This is a genomic window from Capillimicrobium parvum (assembly GCF_021172045.1).
GTDB lineage: Bacteria > Actinomycetota > Thermoleophilia > Solirubrobacterales > Solirubrobacteraceae > Capillimicrobium > Capillimicrobium parvum.
In genome coordinates, this window is the sequence record NZ_CP087164.1 from 574,731 (window position 1) to 592,371 (window position 17,641).

Here is a 17,641-nt window from a genome sequence, read left to right on the forward strand (position 1 = left end):
CCGGACCCGGCGGGACGCTACTCGCCTTCCCGCCGCAGAGGCGTGCGGTCGAGGGGCTCGGCCAGCAGCATCTCCTTCGTGAAGATGAGGTCCGAGCGGTCGTAGTCCGACATCTCGTAGTCGTGGCCCATGGTGATCGCGTCGAACGGGCACGCGACCTCGCAGTAGCCGCAGAAGATGCACCGCGAGAGGTTGATCTCGTAGACGGCCGCGTAGCGCTCGCCGGCCGAGACGCGGTGCTCCGGCGTGTTCTCGGCCGCGACGACGCGGATGCAGTCGGCCGGGCAGGCGGCGGCGCACAGCGAGCAGCCGACGCACTTCTCCAGACCGGTGTCCTCGAAGCGGTGCAGCTTGTGGCGCCCGCGGAAGCGCGGGTAGACCGGCACCTTCTCCTCTGGGTACTGGATCGTCTGCGGGCGCTCCAGTTGGCGCTTGAACGTCGTCTTGAGGCCCCGCAGCGTCTCGCCGAACGCGCGGTACATGCCGCCGGCCGGGCCGGGGCTGGGGGCGCGCACGACGGTGACGACGTCGCCGGGGTCGTACGGAGGGGTCATCCGACGGTAACCACCAGGATCGCGGTGACGAGGACGTTGAGGGTCGCGATCGGCAGCAGCACCTTCCAGCCCAGGCTCATGAGCTGGTCGTAGCGCAGGCGCGGGAGCGTGCCGCGTACCCAGATGAAGAAGTACAGGAAGAACAGCGTCTTGCCGAGCACGACGAACGGGAAGACCCACTCCGGCGGGTGGATGCCGAACGGCATGTGCCAGCCGCCGAAGAACAGTGTCACCATCAGCAGCGAGGCGATGACGATGTTCAGGTACTCCGCCATGTAGTAGCTGGCGAAGCGGCCGCCGCCGTACTCGGTGTTGTACCCGCCGACGAGCTCGGCGTCCGCCTCCGTGAGGTCGAACGGCGCGCGGTTGGTCTCGGCGAACGCGGCGAGCAGGAAGACGAGGAAGCCGGCGAACTGCGGGATGAAGTACCACATGCCGCCCTGCCCCTCGACGATGCTCACGAGCGACAGCGACTGCGCGGTGATGACCACGCCGACGATCGCGAGGCCCTGGGCGACCTCGTAGGAGACGAGCTGGGCGGCGGCGCGCATGGAGCCGAGGAACGAGTACTTCGACCCGGACGCCCAGCCGCCGAGCATGAGGCCGTAGAAGGCGATCGCGCCGAGGGCGAAGACGAACAGCGGGCCGATCGAGACGTCGATGCCGTAGAGGCCGGTCGGCGTCCCGAAGATGTTGACGACGGGCCCGAACGGGATGATCGCGATCGCGCCGACCGCGGCCACCACGGACAGGACCGGGGCCATGATGAACAGGAACGCCTGGCTCGTGCGCGGGCGGAACTGCTGCTTGCCCAGCAGCTTGCCGATGTCCGCGAGCGCCTGGACGGCGCCGAACGGGCCGACACGGTTCGGGCCGTAGCGGCCCTGCAGGCGGCCGAGCAGCTTGCGCTCGGCAAGCAGGAGCATCGGCACGATGTTGAAGACGACGAAGAAGATCACGAGCGACTTGGCGATCTGCATCCACCACGGCTCGTAGTAGAAGACGTCGGCGAACACGGTCATCGAGCAGCCTCCCGCAGGGCCGTGACCATCGTGGATGACGACCCGCAGGGTCTCATCGAGCGGCCTCCCGCAGGGCCGTGACCGTCGTGGATGACGACCCGCAGGGTCTCATCGAGCGGCCTCCGCCGCCGCGCCCGCGCCGACCCCGTTCGTGGGCGCCGCACCGGCGGGCGTCCGGGCGGGACGCACGTCGACGAGCGGGCCGGTCAGCTCGCTGGCCGAGCCGTCCTCGAGGCCGTCCTGCAGGAAGACCGAGCCCCGCGGCATCGCCTGGCGCAGTGCCACGGTGGCGTCGACCGAGCTGCCGTTCGTCGTCACCGTGACGCGCTGGCCCTCGGTGACGCCGAAGCTCTGGGCGTCGACCGGGGACATCTCGATGCGCTGGCGCGGCACGAGGAACATGAGCGCGGGCGAGTGCTCGACCTCGGGCGAGGCCCAGATGGAGCGGAAGGTCCCGAGGCGCAGGCGGCCGTTGGCCGCCGGCGGCGTGGGTGCGGGGCCGGGGGTCACCGCGGTGGCCGGCACGGGGAACGCGGAGGCCGCGGGGCGCTCCTGCCAGCGGATGCCGCGGCCGCCGATCTCGTCGTAGGTCAGGCCCGCGTAGAAGGGGACGGCCTCGGCGATCTGGCCGAGCGCCATGCCCGCCGTCATCACGCGCGTGTTCAGGCCGAGGCGCTGGGCGAGCTCCGCGAGGACCTGCCACGTGTAACGGCCCTCGCCCTGGTGGCCGATCGCCGGGCGCACGCGCTGGATGCGCCCGTCCGGGTGCGTCAGCGTGCCGTCCTTCTCGGGGTAGGCCTCGGCGGGGAACACGACGTTGGCGTGCTCGCGGATGCCGGCGGTGAGGAACGAGGCGTGCGCGATGACCGTCGAGGCGCGCTCGAGGCCCTGGTCCCAGCGCTCGCGGTAGGGCAAGTCGCGCAGCGGGTCGACGCCCATCAGCCACGCGGCGACGAGCTCGCCGGACTCGAGGGCGGCGGCGATGCCGGCGGAGTCGTGGCCGGGCTTCTCGACCGGGTGCAGGCCGGGGCCGGCGTCCGGCAGCACGCCGATCTCGCGCAGCCCGCGGCCGTTGGCCGACGAGGGCACGACGAGCAGGCCGGCGCCGTCGCGGCCGCGCAGGCCGAGGGCGTCGGCGAGGGGCGCGAGCACGCCGCCCACGCGCTCGGAGGCGAGGACAACGACGTCCTCGCCGGCGGTCTGCAGCAGCTCGAGAACGGCACGGGCGTCGTTGCCCGGGTCGGCCTCGCCGCGCGCGGCGGCGGCCAGCTCGGCGGCGAAGGCGCGGCCGCCGCCGGGGGCGAACCGCACGGACAGCGCGGCGTTCGCGTCGAGCGACGACGGGCGTGCCGAGGCGACGACGAGCTTGACGCGGTTACGGCGCACGCCCTTGCGGATGCGCAGGTCGAGGATCGCCATCTCGTCGACGGGCTCGGTGTCGAGCACGACGACGGCATGGGCCCATTCGAGGTCGGGGACGGTCGCCTGCAGCGCCGGATCGGCGAGCGCGGCGAGCTCCTCGCGCGCGACCGGCGCCCGCTGGGAGTCGAGATGCGGCGAGCCGAGCGCCTCGCGCACGACGCGCTGGAGGAGGAAGCCCTCCTCGTTCGTCGTGCCGCCGCCGGCGATCGCGCCGACGCGGTGGCCGGCGCGCTGCAGGCCCTTCGCGGCCTCCTCGAACGCCCGCTCCCACGAGACCGGGCGCAGCTCGCCACCGTCGCGCACCATCGGGCGAGTGATGCGCTCGTCGACGTGCACCGACTGGTAGGCGAAGCGGCCGCGGTCGCACAGCCACCCGTCGTCGACCTCGGGGTTGTCGCGCGCGAGAACGCGCAGGACGCGGTCGTCGCGGACGGTCAGCGTGACGTTGCACTGGCCCGGGCACAGGTTGCAGGTCGTGCCGGAGCCCTCGATGTCCCACGGGCGCGCGCGGAAGCGGTAGGGCTGGCTCGTCAGCGCCCCCACGGGGCACAGCTCGATGATGTTGCCGCTGAACGGCGCGACGTACGGGTGGCCGTCGAAGGTGGCGACGTACGTGTCGGCGCCGCGCTCCTGCAGGACCAGCTGGTAGTCCTCGGCGACCTCCTGCGAGTAGCGCACGCAGCGGTAGCAGAGGATGCAGCGCTCGCGGTCGATCGCGATGAGGGGGCTGAGCTCGAGCGGCTTCTGGAAGTGGCGCTTGGGCTCGATGAACCGCGAGCGCCCGCCGCCCCAGCCGAAGGAGATGTCCTGCAGGGGGCACTCGCCCCCCTTGTCGCAGACCGGGCAGTCCAGCGGGTGGTTGATCAGCAGGAACTCGACGACCGCCTGCTGGGCCTCGTGGACGCGCTGCGTCTGCGTGTGGACGACCATGCCGTCCTTGACCGGCGTGGAGCAGCCGGTCTGCAACTTCGGGATGCCCTCGATCTCGACGAGGCACATGCGGCACGCGCCGACGGGCTGGCCGAGCTTCGGCTCGTAGCAGAAGACGGGGATCTCGACGTCCCCGTGTTTGGCGGCGTCGACGAGCATCATGTTCTCGGGCGCCTGGACCTCGCGGCCGTCGATCGAGAAGGTGATCGTCTTGATCTCAGGACGCGGCACTACGCCACAGCCCCCTGGATGAGCGGCAGCTCCGGCTCGGGGAACGCGGCGGTGGCGAGATCGGCCTCCACCCGGCGGGCCTCGATGTACGCCTCGAACTCGTCGCGGAACTTCTCGACCATCGAGCCGATCGGCATCGCCATCGCGTCGCCCAGCACGCACAGGCAGTGGCCGATGATGTTCGTGCAGACGGAGGCCATGATGTCGAGGTCCATGGGCGTGGCCTCGCCGGCCTTCATCCGCTCGAGCATCTTCACGGTCCAGTTCGTCCCCTCGCGGCAGGGCGTGCACTTGCCGCAGGACTCGTGGCGGTAGAAGTAGGCGGTCTTGTAGGCGACGTCGACGACGGAGGTGGAGTCGTCGACCACGATGATCGCGCCGGAGCCGAGCATCGAGCCCGCCTTGGCCATCGTGTCGAAGTCGTAGGCGAGGTCGAGGTCGTCCTTCGTCAGGACCGGCGAGCTCGAGCCGCCCGGGAACCACAGCTTGACGTCGCGCCCCTCGGGCGGGCCGCCGGCGAGGCCGTAGATGATCTCGCGCGAGGACACGCCGAGCTCGATCTCGTAGTTGCCGGGCCGGCGCACGTGGCCGGAGACGGAGACGAGCTTCGTGCCGGTCGACGTCTCGGTGCCGAGCTTCGCGTACTCCTCGCCGCCCATCTTGATGATGAACGGGACGGTGGAGAGCGTCTCGACGTTGTTGATCAGCGTCGGCCCCTGGTACAGGCCCTGGTTGGCCGGGAACGGCGGCTTGAGGCGCGGGTTGCCGCGCTTGCCCTCGAGCGAGTCGAGCAGCGCCGTCTCCTCGCCGCAGATGTAGGCGCCCGCGCCGCGGTGCACGACGAGGCTGAGCGAGTGCTCGGAGCCGAGGATGTGCTCGCCCAGGAAGCCGGCGGCCTCGGCCTCGGCCAGGGCGGCGTCGAGGATGTCGGCCTGCAGGACGTACTCGCCGCGGATGTAGATGAACGCCTTGTTCGCGCCCGCCGCGTACGAGGCGATGATGATCCCCTCGATCAGCAGGTGCGGGTTCTTCTGCATGATCTCGCGGTCCTTGAACGTGCCCGGCTCGGACTCGTCCGCGTTGCAGCAGAGGTAGATGTCCATCGCGCCCTTGGGCAGGAAGCTGACCTTCTTGCCCATGGCGAAGCCGGCGCCGCCGCGGCCGCGCAGGCCGGACGCCAGCAGGTTGTTGAGCACCGCCTCGCGCGGCATGCCGAGCGCTCGCTTGAGCTGCTCGTAGCCGCCGCGGCGGCGGTAGACGTCCATCGTGTTCAGGCCGGGCTCGTCGATGTCCCGGAAGAGGAGCTTGTCGGCCATGGTCAGGCGGGATCCTCTCGCTCGTCGAACTGCTCGGGCGCCTGCTCGATCGGCGCGGTCGGGCCGGGCGCGTCACGACCCTGCGTCGTCCCCCCACTCGACCGGTCCGGATCGCCGACCCGTCGATCGGGGGCCGCCATCTCGGCGCCGTAGCTCGTCGGCGCGGGCGGCAGCGAGGCGTCGGCGGTCGCGGCGTGCGGCATCCCGGCCGCCTGGTCGCGCGCGCCGCTGTCCATCGGCAGCGACTCGGCGTACGGCCGGTAGCGCAGCTGCTTGCGCTCGAGTGGCGGCCGGCCGCCGCGGACGTCGGCGATGAGCTCGTCGACCTCGTCGAGCTCGATCGGGCCGACGTAGACGCCGTCGACGGAGGCCATCGGCGCGATGTCGCACGCGCCGAGGCACTCGAAGTGGCGCAGGTTGATGTCCGGGTCGTCGTCGCCGACCGCGTCGTGCAGGCGCTCGTAGAGCTCGTCGGCGCCGTTGAGCGAGCACGAGATGTTCGTGCAGACGTACACGCGATGGCGGCCGACCGGCTTCGTGTCGAGCATGTCGTAGAACGTGGCGACCGCGGTCAGGTACCCCGGCGTGAGGCGCATGACGCAGGCGACCTGGTCGATCGCCTCGGGCGAGCACCAGCCGTGCAGGCGCTGGGCGGCGAAGAGCGCCGGCAGCACGGCGGAGCGGCGGTCCGGGTACTTGGCCATCGCCGCCTCGATCTGGGCGCGCAGGTCGTCGGGGACCGGCGTCGTCGCCGGGTCGGGGATCGGCGCCGGGTCCTTCGTGAGGTCGACCGGGTCGTCCCATCCGGGCACGCGGGACCCATGTGCGTAGCGCGGGACCTGCATGGCTATCGGTCGATACCGCCGAGGATCGGGTCCAGCATCGCGAGGGTGGCGATGAAGTCGGCGATGTACGCGTCGCGGACCATCGGGCGCACGGCCTGGAGGTTGACGAAGGACGGATCGCGCATGTGGACGCGGGCGGGCTTGCTCGATCCGTCGGAGCGCACGAAGACGCCGTACTCGCCGCGCGGGCCCTCGATCGGGTAGTAGACCTCGCCCGGCGGGACGCGGAAGCCCTCGGTCACCAGCTTGAAGTGGTGGATGAGCGCCTCCATCGAGGTCGCCAGCTCATGGCGTGGCGGCAGCACGACCTTGCGGTCGTCGGCGATGTGCGGGCCCTCGGGGAGGCCGTCGAGGGCCTGTTCGATGATCCGGCAGGACTCGTAGACCTCCGCGACGCGCACGGCGTAGCGGTCCCAGTTGTCGCCCTTGGTGCCGATCGGGATGTTGAACTCGAAGTCCTCGTAGCTCGAGTAGGGCGAGGCCTTGCGCAGGTCCCACGGGTTGCCGGCCGCGCGCAGCAACGGGCCGGTGACGCCCAGCGAGAGCAGCGTCTCGGCGTCGACGGGGCAGACGTCGCGCATGCGGTTGAGGAAGATCTCGTTCTTGGAGAGCAGCGCCTGGAAGTCGTCGGCCGCCTTCGGCATGCGCTTGAGGAACGTGCGGCAGTTGGCCTCGAAGCCGGCCGGGATGTCCTCGATGACGCCGCCGACCTGGATGTAGCGCGTGTGCATGCGCTGGCCCGAGGACTGCTCGAAGAGGTCGAGGATCGTCTCGCGCTCGCGGAAGCAGTACCAGAACATCGACATCGCGCCGAGGTCCAGGCCGGACGTGCCGAGCCAGACCATGTGGCTCATGATCCGGCACAGCTCGAGATGGATGACGCGCAGGTACTGGGCGCGCTTGGGGACCTCGAGATCGAGAAGCGTCTCCACCGCGCCGCAGAACGCCTGCGCGTTGAAGTAGTACGCGAGGTAGTCCATCCGCTCGAGGACGGGGATGACCTTCCAGTAGCTCTTCTGCTCGGCGGTCTTCTCGATGCCGGTGTGGACGTAGCCGATGATCGGCTTGACGTCGCGGACGACCTCGCCCTCGAGCGTCGTCAGCAGGCGCAGGACCCCGTGCGTGGCGGGGTGGTGCGGTCCCATGTTCAGCGTGAGCAGCTCCTGCTCGCCGCCGTGGTACTCGCCGAGCTGCTGCTCGATCGGCGCGAGGTCGATCGACTCCTCGCGCTTGCGGTAATCGCTGACGATGGTGGTGGTCGTCACGTCGCTCACGAAGAGCGCTCCCGCCGGGTCGAAGCGTGGGTGTGTGAGGACCCGCGGGGTCTCACGCGGGCGTCTCGCTTCCCTTGTGGGGCCGGTCCACGCCGATCGTGTAGTCGAGGTCGTCGGCCTGCTGGTGGGTGAAGAGGACGGGCTCGCCGCCGATCGGGAAGTCGCGCCGCTGCGGGTGGCCCTCGTAGTCCTCGGGCATGAGGATCCGGCGCAGGTCCGGGTGACCGTCGAAGATCACGCCGAACATGTCGTAGACCTCGCGCTCCTGGTGGTTGGCGGTCGGCCAGTCGGGCGTGACGGACTCGACGTTCGGTGCGTCGAGCGGGACGCGCAGGCGCACGGTCAGGCGGTCGTACTCGTACATGTTCAGCAGCTCGTACTGCACGCCGAGGCGAGGCTCCTCGGGGTAGTAGTCGAGGCCGTGCACCGACGCGAGGAACGAGAAGCCCCTGTCCTTGAGGAACTGCAGGGTGGCGCGGATGCGCGCCGGGGCGACGTCGATGGCGCCCTTGTCGCGGAAGTGCAGCGTGCCCAGGACGGCGTCGGGATGCGCCTCGCGCAGGTCGCCCGCGAGCAGTTCCAGGCCGGTCGCGTCAGGCACCGGCGGAGCCCGGGGGTCGTTTGAGCACGTTCACCGCGGCGTCGGCGCCGGGGTCCTGGAGGTCGCCCACGATCTCCTCGGTGCCGCGCGCCTCGTAGCGGTCGCGCCAGCCCATCGCGGGGTCGTCCTGGATCATCTGGCGCAGCTTGAGGATGCCATGCATGAGCGCCTCGGGCCGGGGCGGGCAGCCGGGGACGTGCACGTCGACCGGCATGAACTTGTCGGCCGGGACGATCGCGTAGTTGTTGAAGACGCCCATCGACGACGAGCAGGCGCCCATGGCGATCGCCCACTTCGGCTCGAGCATCTGGTCGTAGATGCGGCGGACGATCGGCGCCATCTTGATGCTGATGCGCCCGGACAGGATCAGGAGGTCGGCCTGGCGCGGGGAGGCGCGGAACGCCTCGGCGCCGAAGCGGGCGATGTCCACGCGCGCGCCGACGACGGACATCATCTCGATGGCACAGCAGGCGAGCCCGAACGTCGCCGGGAACAGCGCGTTGCCGCGGGCCCAGTTGAGCGCCTTGTCGAGCGTCGTGGTCAGCACGCGCTCCTCGACGTACTTGTCGAGGTCGGCGCCCTCGAGGTCGCCGCGCAGGGCGTCGCGGGCACGGATCCCGCGGGCGCGGAAGTCCGCGGGGTCGGCGATCTTCTGGCGGACTATCTCCATGAGAGGGCGCCCCGGCGCCAGACGTAGACGAAGGCCACGGTCAGCAGCGCGATGAACGTGATCGTCTCGTACATCGCGAATGTCCCGAAGTCGCGCAGCCGAACCGCGATCGGGAACAGGAAGATGACCTCGATGTCGAAGAGGATGAAGAGCATCGCGATCATGTAGAAGCTGATCCCGAAGCGAAAGCCGCTCTTGACCTCGGAGGGCAGGCCGCACTCGTACGGCTCGGTCGTGTCCTTGCGCGCCTTGCCCTTCGGGCCGAGCAGCGCGTTGATGTAGACGAAGAGCCCGCCGATGGCGCCGCCGAGCACCAGGAAGACGATCGCGGGCAGATAGGACCGAAGCACGGGCTCCGGGTTATAGCAGGGGCTTGTGCGATGTTGTTACTTAGTGCCACTAGTGACGAAGATGAACGCGAGATGAACGAGGTCGTCGTTGCGGCGGCGTGGGCGGCCGGCGGGGTGAACCTCGCCGCGGCGCTGTGGGGCGCCTGGCGCTGGTGGCAGGTCGAGCCGAGCCGGGTCTTCTGGGTCCTGCTGCGCGCCGGGCAGGCGGCGGCGCTGGCGTTCGCGCTGCTGTGCGGCGTGCTCGTGCTCGCCGGCCACAAGCCCGACGACGGCCTGTTCTGGGTGTACGTGCTCGTCCCGATCGCGGTCGCGTTCGTGGCTGAGCAGCTGCGGCTGGCCAGCGCGCAGACCGTCCTCGACGCGCGGGGGCTCGAGGACGCGAGCGCGGTCGGCGGCCTCCCGGCGGCCGACCAGCGCTCGGTCGTGCTGCAGATCGTGCGGCGCGAGATGGGGGTCATGGCGCTGAGCGCCGCGGCGATGGCGTTCCTGCTGGTGCGGGCGGCGACGACGGCTGCTGGGTTCTGAGGCGCCGCGACCGGACGTGCGTCACTTTCTGCCCACCCCTCGGGACAAAGGTGACGCACGTCCCGCCGCGTCCGCCCGCGGACGCGCAGCGGCGCGGGCCGGGCGGCCCCGGCGCACGTCCCGCCGCGTCCGCCCGCGGACGCGCAGCGGCGCGGGCCGGGCGGCCCCGGCGGAAGTTCGGTTCCCGGCGCCGGCCGCGGTTGCCGCCGTTCCTCGCGGCCGCGGATCGCCGATACGCCAATTGCGGCCTTCAGGGATCGGCCGGCGCCGGGGACGATCGTGGTTTTCGCCGCCGAGGGCCGTGCTCCTACGTGCTTGCGTATGATCCGCCCCCGCATGGCTTCAAAGCACCGCAAGCTCGTCGCTTTCGCCGCGGTCCTCGCGGCCGCCGGGACCGTCGCCGCGTGCGGCGAGGCGAAGGTGGAGGACAGCGCAAGCAATTCCGAGGGCGTCAACCGCGGAGCGCAGCTCTTCTACGAGCGCTGCTCGGGCTGCCACACGCTCGACTCCGCCGCCGCGGAGGGCTCGGCCACCAAGGTGCGCGACCGCGAGCGCGTCGACGGGCCGAACTTCAACCAGCGCAAGGAGACCGTCCAGCAGGTGCTGTACGCGATCCACAACGGCGGGTTCTCCGGCGCGATCATGCCCCAGAACATCGTGGTCGGCAAGGACGCCCGGGACGTCGCGGAGTTCCTCGCGAAGTACTCCGGGGCCAACTCGTCCGCCGCGGCGTCGCAGGGCTCCGAGAACTCCGGGGAGTAGCTCCGGTGCTCGACCTGCGTCGGCTCCGCGCTGAGCCCGGCGAGGTGCGCGCCGCGCTGGCCCGTCGCCGCGACGGCTCGGACAAGCGCCTCGACGAGGTGCTCGCGCTCGACGAGCGCCGCCGCGCCGTGCTGCCCGAGCTCGAGGCGCTGCGCGCCCGCAAGAACGCCGCCTCGGAGGCGATCGCGGCGGCCAAGCGCGCCGGCGAGGACGCCGCGGACGCGATCGCCGCGATGCGGGAGGTCGGCCGGCGCGAGAAGCAGCTCGACGCCGAACTGGCCGAGATCGAGGCGGGGCTCGACGCCGCGATGGCGACGCTGCCCAACCCGCCGTCACCGCAGGCGCCCGATGAGGACACCGTCCTGCGCGAGGTCGGCGCCGCAGGCCGGACGGGCCGCGACCACCTCGAGCTCGCCGGCGACATGATCGACATGGAGGCCGGCGCCCGGGTGGCCGGCTCGCGCTTCGCCTACCTCAAGGGCGACCTCGTGATGCTCGAGTTCGCCCTGGTGCGCTGGGCGCTCGAGAAGCTGCGCGGCCACGGCCACGAGCCGGTCGTGCCGCCGGTCCTCGTGCGCGAGGAGGCCCTGTTCGGCACCGGCATGCTGCCCGACACCGAGCAGCAGATCTACCGGCTCGCCGACGACCCGCTCTACCTCGCAGGCACGAGCGAGGTGCCGCTCGCCTCGCTGCACGCCGGCCAGATCCTCGAGGCGGACGCACTGCCGCTGCGCTATGCCGGCTTCTCGTCGTGCTTCCGCCGCGAGGCGGGCGCCGCCGGCCGCGACACGCGCGGCATCTTCCGCGTGCACCAGTTCGACAAGGTCGAGATGTTCGTGTTCGCCACGCCGGAGGCGGGCGCGGCCGAGCACGAGCGCCTGCTCGCGATCGAGGAGGAGCTCCTCGGCGAGCTCGAGCTGCCCTACCGGATCGTCGACATCGCGGTGAACGACCTCGGCGCCAGCGCGACGCGCAAGTTCGACCTCGAGGCGTGGCTGCCGGGCCAGGGCGCCTACCGCGAGCTGACCTCCTGCTCGAACACGACGGACTTCCAGGCGCGCCGGCTCGAGATCCGCGTGCGGTCGGACGGCGGCGGGCGTCCGGTCGCCGCGCACACCCTCAACGGCACCGCGGTCGCGGTCGGCCGCACGATCATCGCCCTGCTCGAGAACGGTCAGCGCGAGGACGGCAGCGTCCAGCTGCCCGCCGCGCTCGTGCCCTACGGGGCGCCGGCGGAGCTCCCGCCCGCCACCTGACGTGCCGAGCGTCGAGTTCCTCAGCCTCAGGCTGAGGAAGTCGACGCTCGATGGGCGTGGGAGTGGGCGCCTCGCTACGGCTTGACGGGCGTGGGCGGATCGTCGCCGGCCAGCACGGCGAGCGCGTTGCGGGCGGCGAGCATCGCCATCGCGTTGCGCGTCTCCACGGTCGCGGAGCCGAGATGCGGCGCGATCACGACGTTGTCGAGCTCGAGCAGGCCGGGATGGACCTCGGGCTCGTGCTCGAAGACGTCGAGCGCAGCCCCGGCGATGACGCGCGAGCGCAGCGCCTCCACGAGCGCCGCTTCGTCGACCACCGGGCCGCGCGCCGTGTTGACCAGGTAGGCGGTCGGCCGCATCGCGCGCAACGCAGCCGCGTCGATCAGGTGGTGGGTCTCGGCCGTCAGCGGGCAGTGCAGGCTCACGACGTCGGCCGAGGCCAGCAGCTCCTCGCGCTCCACGAACCGCGCCCCGCCGAGCGCGGCCTCGATCGCCGCCTCGGCCCGATGGCGCTGGGTGTAGGCGATCTCCATGCCGAACGCCCACGCCCGCCGCGCCGTCGCCCGCCCGATGGCGCCGAGCCCGACGACGCCCAGCGACTTGCCCTGCAGCCCGCTGCCGAGCATGAAGTCCATCGCCCAGTCCCACGGCGTCCCCGCCCGCAGCAGCCGCTCGCCCTCGCCCAGCCGGCGCGTCACCGCCAGCAGCAGCCCCATCGCGAGGTCGGCGGTCGCGTCGGTCAGCACGCCCGGCGTGTTCGTCACGACCACGCCCCGCGCCGACGCCGCGGCCACGTCCACGTTGTCGTAGCCGACCGCGAGGTTGGCCACGACCCGGAGCTTCGGGCCGGCCGCGTCGAGCAGCGCCCCGTCGACCCGGTCGTGCAGCATCGTCACCACCGCATCGGCGCCCGCCACCGCCTCCCGCAGCTCGTCGTCCGACAGCGCCCGATCGTGCGGCGACACCCAGACGTCCGCCGATGCGCGCAGCAGCTCGAGCGCCGGCTCGGGCACGGCGCGCGTCACCACGACGCGGGCAGCCACCTCAGACGCCCACGTGTGCGACCGCCTCGTCGCGCGTGGCCACGATGTCGAAGGTCGAGTCGAGGCGGGTGATCTCGAACAGGCGCAGGACCGTCGGGTTCGTGCAGACGAGGGAGAGCGCGCCCTGGCTGCGCGTCAGCCGGCGCAACGCGTTGAGCAGGACGCTCAGGCCTGTGGAGTCGATGAACTCCACCTCGGTGAAGTCGAGCACGAGCCGGGTCCGGCCCGAATCGATGGCGCGTCTGAGGGCGTCCGACAGCTCGGGCGCGGTCGACACGTGGATCTCGCCCGCGACGGCGAGGACGTACGTGCCATCGGCGAGATCCTCTTGGGTGAGGTCGAACTTGGGCTTCGGGAACTCGGTCATGTGCGGTCGAGGGGCACGCTACCTCACCGCCGCCACCCCGCGGCAGACGATGCCCCCGTCAGCGCTCGGCCGGGCCCTCGAACCGCCCCGGTGGAAGATCAGCGGCGCCCCGTCGCGGTCGCTGCAGGTCGAGCTCCTGCGCGTGCCGTCGCCGACCAGCCGGTAGCCTTGCGCTGCTCATGGCCACCGTGTCCGGCAACGGCGAGGCCCCGCGGGTCGACTGCGCCGGTGTCCACACGCGCACCGCCCCGCCGTCCGCGCGCCGGTCGACGATCGGCAGGCCGGCTGTCTCGCGACCCACCGCCGTGCTCGAGCCGTCGCCCGCGGGGCGGCGGTCGGCGCGATGACCCTCGTGGCGGCCGGCGACGCCAGCGCGACATCGCACCGGGCCGTCGGCTCCGTGGCTCGGGCGATCGAGCTGCTCGATGCGCTGGCCGCCGCGCCGGACGGCCTCGGCGTCAACGCGCTCGCTCGCCGTATCGGGGTCAACCCGAGCACCGCATCGCGCCTCCTGGCGACGCTCGAGCAGGGCGGCCTCGTGCAGCGGGCGCCGGGCGGCCCGTATCGGCTGGGGCTGCGCATCGTGGCGCTGGCCGACGGGGTCCTCGCGCGCCTCGACATCCGTGAGCTGGCCCGCCCCCATCTGCGGGCCCTGGCCGCCACGACCGGCGAGACGGCGACGTTGTCCATGCCGGGCGAGCGGGAGGCGGTGACGGTCGATTTCGTCGCCGCGGAGTCCAGCGTGGTGAGTACTGCGCGCGTGGGTCGCCCGAGCGTGCCGCACGCGACGGCGGCCGGGAAGGTCATGCTCGCGTTCGGCGGCGGCGCGGACGCGATCGCCGGTGGCCCGCTCGAGGCCTACACGGACCGCACGATCGTCGATCCGGCGGCGCTCGCGGCCGAGATCGTGCGCGTGCGCGAGCGCGGCTGGGGCGAGGCCGCCGGTGAGCGGGAGCCCGACCTCAACGCGCTTGCCGCTCCGGTGTTCGGCCGCACCGGCGAACTGGTGGCGGTGCTCGGCGTGCAGGGGCCGGCCACGCGTCTGGACGACGCCCGTCGTCGCGCCGTCCTGCCCGCGCTGAGCGAGGCGGCCGCCGCGCTCTCGGCGGCACTCGGCGGACGCGCGGTCTGACCGCCGTCAGCGCGCGGCCGGCGCGCGCCGCTTCGCCGCCGCGGCCACGAACTGGCCGAACACGTCGAGGGAGCGCTCGTCGTCCTGCCAGCACTCCTGCAGCTCCCACTGCACGCCGAGGACCGGCGCGGATGCGTCCGGCATCTCGATCGCCTCGACGATCCCGTCGTCGGCCCATGCGACCGCCTGCACGCCCGAGCCCAGCTCGCGCACCGCCTGGTGGTGGTAGGAGTTGACGGCGGCCCGCTCGCCCAGCGCCGCGGCCAGGCCAGAGTCGGCGGCCACCGTGATCGGATGTTCCGGGTGGCGGGGCATCGCGCCGCGCCCGAGCGTCGCGTCGCACACCAGGTCCCAGACGTCCCAGGCGCCCCCGGGGTGCTCGCGTGCGCCCTCCGGGTACTCGCTGCGATCGCGGTACAGGGTCCCGCCGCACACGACGTTGATGATCTGCATGCCGCGGCAGATCCCGAGGATGGGCAGCCCCTGCTCCATGGCCTCGGCCGCGATCGCGAGCTCGAACGCGTCCCGGTGCGGCGAGATGGGGGTCAGGGCGGGGTGGGCGCGGGCGCCGTAGCGCTCGGGGGCGATGTCGCGCCCGAAGCCCAGCAGGAGCCCGTCGGCTCGGTCGAGGGCCAGCGCCCGCGCGTCGGGGTCCTCGAGGTAGGGCAGCAGCACCGGGGCGCCGCCGGCGGCGACGACAGGCCGGCTGAGCGCCAGGCCGAGGTAGTCGCCGTAGTCCGTGAAGCCCGTGGTGACCGCGATGGCCGGAGGGTCGTCGACCGGTGCCACCGCCGTCAGCTCCAGGGGTAGGGGCTGTGCGAGACGGGGTGCAGCTGACCGGTGGCGAAGCGCTGGTAGGCGAACGGGGCCAGGAGCGTGGAGTGCTCGCCCTGCAGCTCGCGGGCGATCTCGCGGCCGACGGCGATCATCTTGTAGCCGTGGTTGGAGTCGGCCGCGACGTAGACGTTGTCGCGCATGCGGTCGAAGACCGGGAAGTTGTCGGCGGTGAAGGCGCCGGCCCCACCCGAGCGCACCTGCCGGTAGTACGGACGGGTGCCGGCGAAGCGCTCGAGGCAGTGCGACAGCGCCGCACACCACATGGCCGGGAACCCGGGGTCGACGCTGCCGGTGGGGTACGGGTCGACCTCGAAGGTGTGGCCGAGGCGGATGGGCGCGGCGCCGCCCTGGACGGTGTCGCGGTCGGGCTTGACGTAGATGCCCCACGGCTCCGTGGTGATCACGCGGTCGTCGTCGGCGAGCAGAGGCTGGTCGGAGTCGACGTGCAACACCGGCGAGGACGCCCCGTCGGCCGTGGTGAACGAGGCGGGGTCGACGGCGATCTCGCCCTCCTGCAGGTACCAGTAGGTCCACATCGGCACGTCGCGAGCGACGCCGCCGTCGGGCTGGTGGACGTCGAGGCGGTCCGGCAGGCCCAGCATGTCCCACAGCGAGGCGATCCACGGGCCGACCGCAACGACGACCTGCTCGACCGCGATGTCCCCCATGCTGGTGTGCACGCTGGTCACGGCGCCGGATCCGTCGAGCTCGAAGCCGGTGACCTCGACGCCGCTCGCGATCCGGGCGCCGGCCTCGCGGGCCTTGTCGGCCAGGCCGTGCATGGACTCGCGGTTGAACGCGTAGCCGCCCGCGCGCTCGTGCAGGCAGACGGTCAGGCCGCGCGCTCGCCAGTCCGGATAGACACCGCGCATGTGCTCGAACACCGCGTCTTCGCCGACGATCAGGTCGCTGGGGTAGCCGATGCGCTGCTGGCGCTCGAAGACCTCGACGAGATCCGGCTCCTGGGCGGCGGGCCCGAGCGCGATGTAGCCGGTGGGGTGGTAGTGCAGGGCGTCGGCGTTCTCCTCCCAGATCTCCACGCACGCGGCCATCAGCTCGCTCATCGCGGGCTGGAAGTAGTTGTTGCGCACCACGCCGCAGGCGATCCCCGATGCGCCGGACGCTACGCCGGACTTGTCGACGACGAGCACGTCCTCCCCGGCCTGCGCGAGATGCCAGGCGGTGGAGAGGCCATGAACGCCGGCGCCGATGACGAGCACGGAGACGGAGCTGGGGACGGCTGTGGGCATGCTGCGATCCTTGTGTTGCGTTATAGGCAATAGCGTTGCCCGTGACTGCCGGACACACCATAGCGCGCTCCTGATCAGGAGCGCCGCTGAACCACGCGCGCGCGGCTCACGACCGCGGCCGCTTCTTCTGGGGGTCGTAGAGCGGGAACTCCGCCACGGTGGCGGTGACCGTGCCGCTGCCGAGCGCCACCTGGACCTCGCGCCCCACCTCGTTGAGCTCGCGGTCGATGGCGGCCATGCCGATGACCTGGTCGTCGAACGTCGGGCTCTGGCACGGGCTGCGCAGGATCCCGGCGTCGCGGCCGTCCTGCGTCACCGCGGCGCCGTACTCGGGCACGGTGTCGCCCTCGATCCGCAGCGTCGTGAGCAGCCGCGGCGTGCCCGCGGACGCGATCGCGCGCAGCGCCTCGCGACCGACGTAGTCGCCGCTGTCGAGCTTGACGACGTTGTCGAGGCGCACCTCGAGCGGATCGGTCTGGTGCGGGAAGTAGTCGATGTCGGGGAACAGCAGCCCCGACTCGATGCGCAGCGTCTCGATCGCCGAGAGGCCGATCGGACGGATGCCGTGCGGCTCACCCGCCTCCTTGACCGCGCGCCACAGCTTCTCGGCGTCCTCCGGAGCGCAGTACAGCTCGAAGCCCAGCTCGCCGGAGTAGCCGGTGCGCGACAGCATCACCGGCACGCCGCCGACCGTGACGCCCTCCGGCACGAAACGGAAGTAGCGCAGCGAGCCGACATCGGCGCCCTCCGTGATGGGTCCGAGCACCTCCCGGCACAGCGGGCCCTGCACCTGCAGGTGCGGCATCGCGGCCGTCCTGTCCTCGATGGCGGCGTCGAGGCCGCGGTCGGCGGCCACCGCGCGGAACTGCTCGATGTCCGAGTCATAGCTGGTGATCGAGAAGCAGTGGTCGTCGGCCAGCTTGAAGATCGTCCCGTCCATGATCATCTGGCCCTGCTCGTCGCACATGGCGCCGTAGCGGACCTGGCCGATCTCGAGCGCCGCCATGTCGTTGGTGAACACGGCATCGGCGAGAGCGAGCGCGTCCCGTCCGCGGATGTCCCACTTGCGCAGCGCGGACTCGTCCCACATGTTGCAGGCGTTGCGCGTGGCGTGGTGCTCGGCGACCGGATCGCCGAAGTCGGCGGCCCAGGCCCAGCCCTCCCAGTCGGTCCAGCTGTCGGTCTCCTCCCGCTGGACGGCATCGAACGCGGTCTTGTGCAGCTCGGTCGTCGACACGCCGGTCACCTCGCTTC

18 protein-coding genes are annotated in these 17,641 nt (G+C 71.9%); 4 read left to right on the forward strand and 14 right to left on the reverse strand.

Features of this window, described 5'->3' with window-relative positions:
* Positions 1-17: 17 nt before the first annotated feature.
* The 9 genes from nuoI to DSM104329_RS02855 all read right to left on the reverse strand — a co-directional run bounded on the left by nuoI (position 18) and on the right by DSM104329_RS02855 (position 9,215).
* Positions 18-554 (reverse strand): NADH-quinone oxidoreductase subunit NuoI, encoded by a 537-nt coding sequence (gene nuoI / locus DSM104329_RS02815; RefSeq protein ID WP_259313879.1) that lies wholly within the window; start codon positions 552-554, stop codon positions 18-20.
* Positions 551-1,576 (reverse strand): NADH-quinone oxidoreductase subunit NuoH, encoded by a 1,026-nt coding sequence (gene nuoH / locus DSM104329_RS02820; RefSeq protein ID WP_259313880.1) that lies wholly within the window; start codon positions 1,574-1,576, stop codon positions 551-553. The genes nuoI and nuoH overlap by 4 nt, the downstream gene beginning before the upstream one ends.
* Positions 1,577-1,684: 108 nt before the next feature.
* Positions 1,685-4,159, reverse strand: a complete 2,475-nt coding sequence (gene nuoG / locus DSM104329_RS02825; RefSeq protein WP_259313881.1) for an NADH-quinone oxidoreductase subunit NuoG — start codon at positions 4,157-4,159, stop codon at positions 1,685-1,687.
* Positions 4,159-5,475, reverse strand: coding sequence for an NADH-quinone oxidoreductase subunit NuoF (gene nuoF, locus DSM104329_RS02830; protein ID WP_259313882.1), 1,317 nt, complete (start codon positions 5,473-5,475; stop codon positions 4,159-4,161). Before nuoF ends, nuoG begins: the two co-directional genes overlap by 1 nt.
* A 2-nt stretch (positions 5,476-5,477) precedes the next feature.
* Positions 5,478-6,320: an NADH-quinone oxidoreductase subunit NuoE family protein gene (locus DSM104329_RS02835; RefSeq protein ID WP_259313883.1), complete on the reverse strand. Its 843-nt coding sequence runs from the start codon at positions 6,318-6,320 to the stop codon at positions 5,478-5,480.
* Between the two features lie 2 nt (positions 6,321-6,322).
* A complete protein-coding gene (locus DSM104329_RS02840; RefSeq protein WP_407655892.1) occupies positions 6,323-7,585 on the reverse strand; it encodes an NADH-quinone oxidoreductase subunit D in 1,263 nt (420 codons plus the stop codon).
* 61 nt (positions 7,586-7,646) lie between these two features.
* Positions 7,647-8,195, reverse strand: a complete 549-nt coding sequence (locus DSM104329_RS02845) for an NADH-quinone oxidoreductase subunit C (protein WP_259313885.1) — start codon at positions 8,193-8,195, stop codon at positions 7,647-7,649.
* Positions 8,188-8,865, reverse strand: coding sequence for an NADH-quinone oxidoreductase subunit B (locus tag DSM104329_RS02850; protein WP_259313886.1), 678 nt, complete (start codon positions 8,863-8,865; stop codon positions 8,188-8,190). Before DSM104329_RS02850 ends, DSM104329_RS02845 begins: the two co-directional genes overlap by 8 nt.
* Entirely contained in the window at positions 8,856-9,215 is a 360-nt protein-coding gene (locus tag DSM104329_RS02855) for an NADH-quinone oxidoreductase subunit A (protein WP_259313887.1), read from the reverse strand. The genes DSM104329_RS02850 and DSM104329_RS02855 overlap by 10 nt, the downstream gene beginning before the upstream one ends.
* 72 nt (positions 9,216-9,287) lie before the next feature.
* Between DSM104329_RS02855 and DSM104329_RS02860 the strand changes: the two genes are divergently transcribed.
* The 3 genes from DSM104329_RS02860 (at position 9,288) to serS (ending at position 11,758) form a co-directional block, all read left to right on the forward strand.
* Positions 9,288-9,740, forward strand: coding sequence for a hypothetical protein (locus DSM104329_RS02860; RefSeq protein WP_259313888.1), 453 nt, complete (start codon positions 9,288-9,290; stop codon positions 9,738-9,740).
* Positions 9,741-10,076: 336 nt separating this feature from the next.
* Complete coding sequence (locus DSM104329_RS02865; RefSeq protein ID WP_259313889.1) at positions 10,077-10,502, forward strand: c-type cytochrome; 426 nt, start codon at positions 10,077-10,079, stop codon at positions 10,500-10,502.
* Between the two features lie 5 nt (positions 10,503-10,507).
* Complete coding sequence (gene serS, locus DSM104329_RS02870; protein WP_259313890.1) at positions 10,508-11,758, forward strand: serine--tRNA ligase; 1,251 nt, start codon at positions 10,508-10,510, stop codon at positions 11,756-11,758.
* A gap of 74 nt (positions 11,759-11,832) precedes the next feature.
* On the opposite strand, the gene DSM104329_RS02875 is transcribed toward serS, so the two are convergent.
* Together DSM104329_RS02875 and DSM104329_RS02880 are read right to left on the reverse strand one after the other, a co-directional pair.
* Positions 11,833-12,801, reverse strand: a complete 969-nt coding sequence (locus tag DSM104329_RS02875; RefSeq protein WP_259313891.1) for a 2-hydroxyacid dehydrogenase — start codon at positions 12,799-12,801, stop codon at positions 11,833-11,835.
* Position 12,802: 1 nt separating this feature from the next.
* Positions 12,803-13,168 carry an STAS domain-containing protein gene (locus DSM104329_RS02880; RefSeq protein WP_259313892.1) on the reverse strand — a complete coding sequence of 122 codons (366 nt, stop codon included), beginning with the start codon at positions 13,166-13,168 and terminating at the stop codon, positions 12,803-12,805.
* A 343-nt stretch (positions 13,169-13,511) separates the two neighbouring features.
* Here DSM104329_RS02880 and DSM104329_RS02885 point away from each other — a divergent pair, with 343 nt between their 5' ends.
* Positions 13,512-14,300 (forward strand): IclR family transcriptional regulator, encoded by a 789-nt coding sequence (locus tag DSM104329_RS02885; RefSeq protein WP_259313893.1) that lies wholly within the window; start codon positions 13,512-13,514, stop codon positions 14,298-14,300.
* A 6-nt stretch (positions 14,301-14,306) separates the two neighbouring features.
* On the opposite strand, the gene DSM104329_RS02890 is transcribed toward DSM104329_RS02885, so the two are convergent.
* The 3 genes from DSM104329_RS02890 to DSM104329_RS02900 form a co-directional block, all read right to left on the reverse strand.
* A complete protein-coding gene (locus DSM104329_RS02890) occupies positions 14,307-15,089 on the reverse strand; it encodes a gamma-glutamyl-gamma-aminobutyrate hydrolase family protein (protein ID WP_259313894.1) in 783 nt (260 codons plus the stop codon).
* Positions 15,090-15,094: 5 nt separating this feature from the next.
* Positions 15,095-16,387, reverse strand: coding sequence for an NAD(P)/FAD-dependent oxidoreductase (locus tag DSM104329_RS02895; RefSeq protein ID WP_259313895.1), 1,293 nt, complete (start codon positions 16,385-16,387; stop codon positions 15,095-15,097).
* Between the two features lie 106 nt (positions 16,388-16,493).
* Entirely contained in the window at positions 16,494-17,633 is a 1,140-nt protein-coding gene (locus DSM104329_RS02900; protein WP_259313896.1) for an aminomethyltransferase family protein, read from the reverse strand.
* Positions 17,634-17,641: the final 8 nt, after the last annotated feature.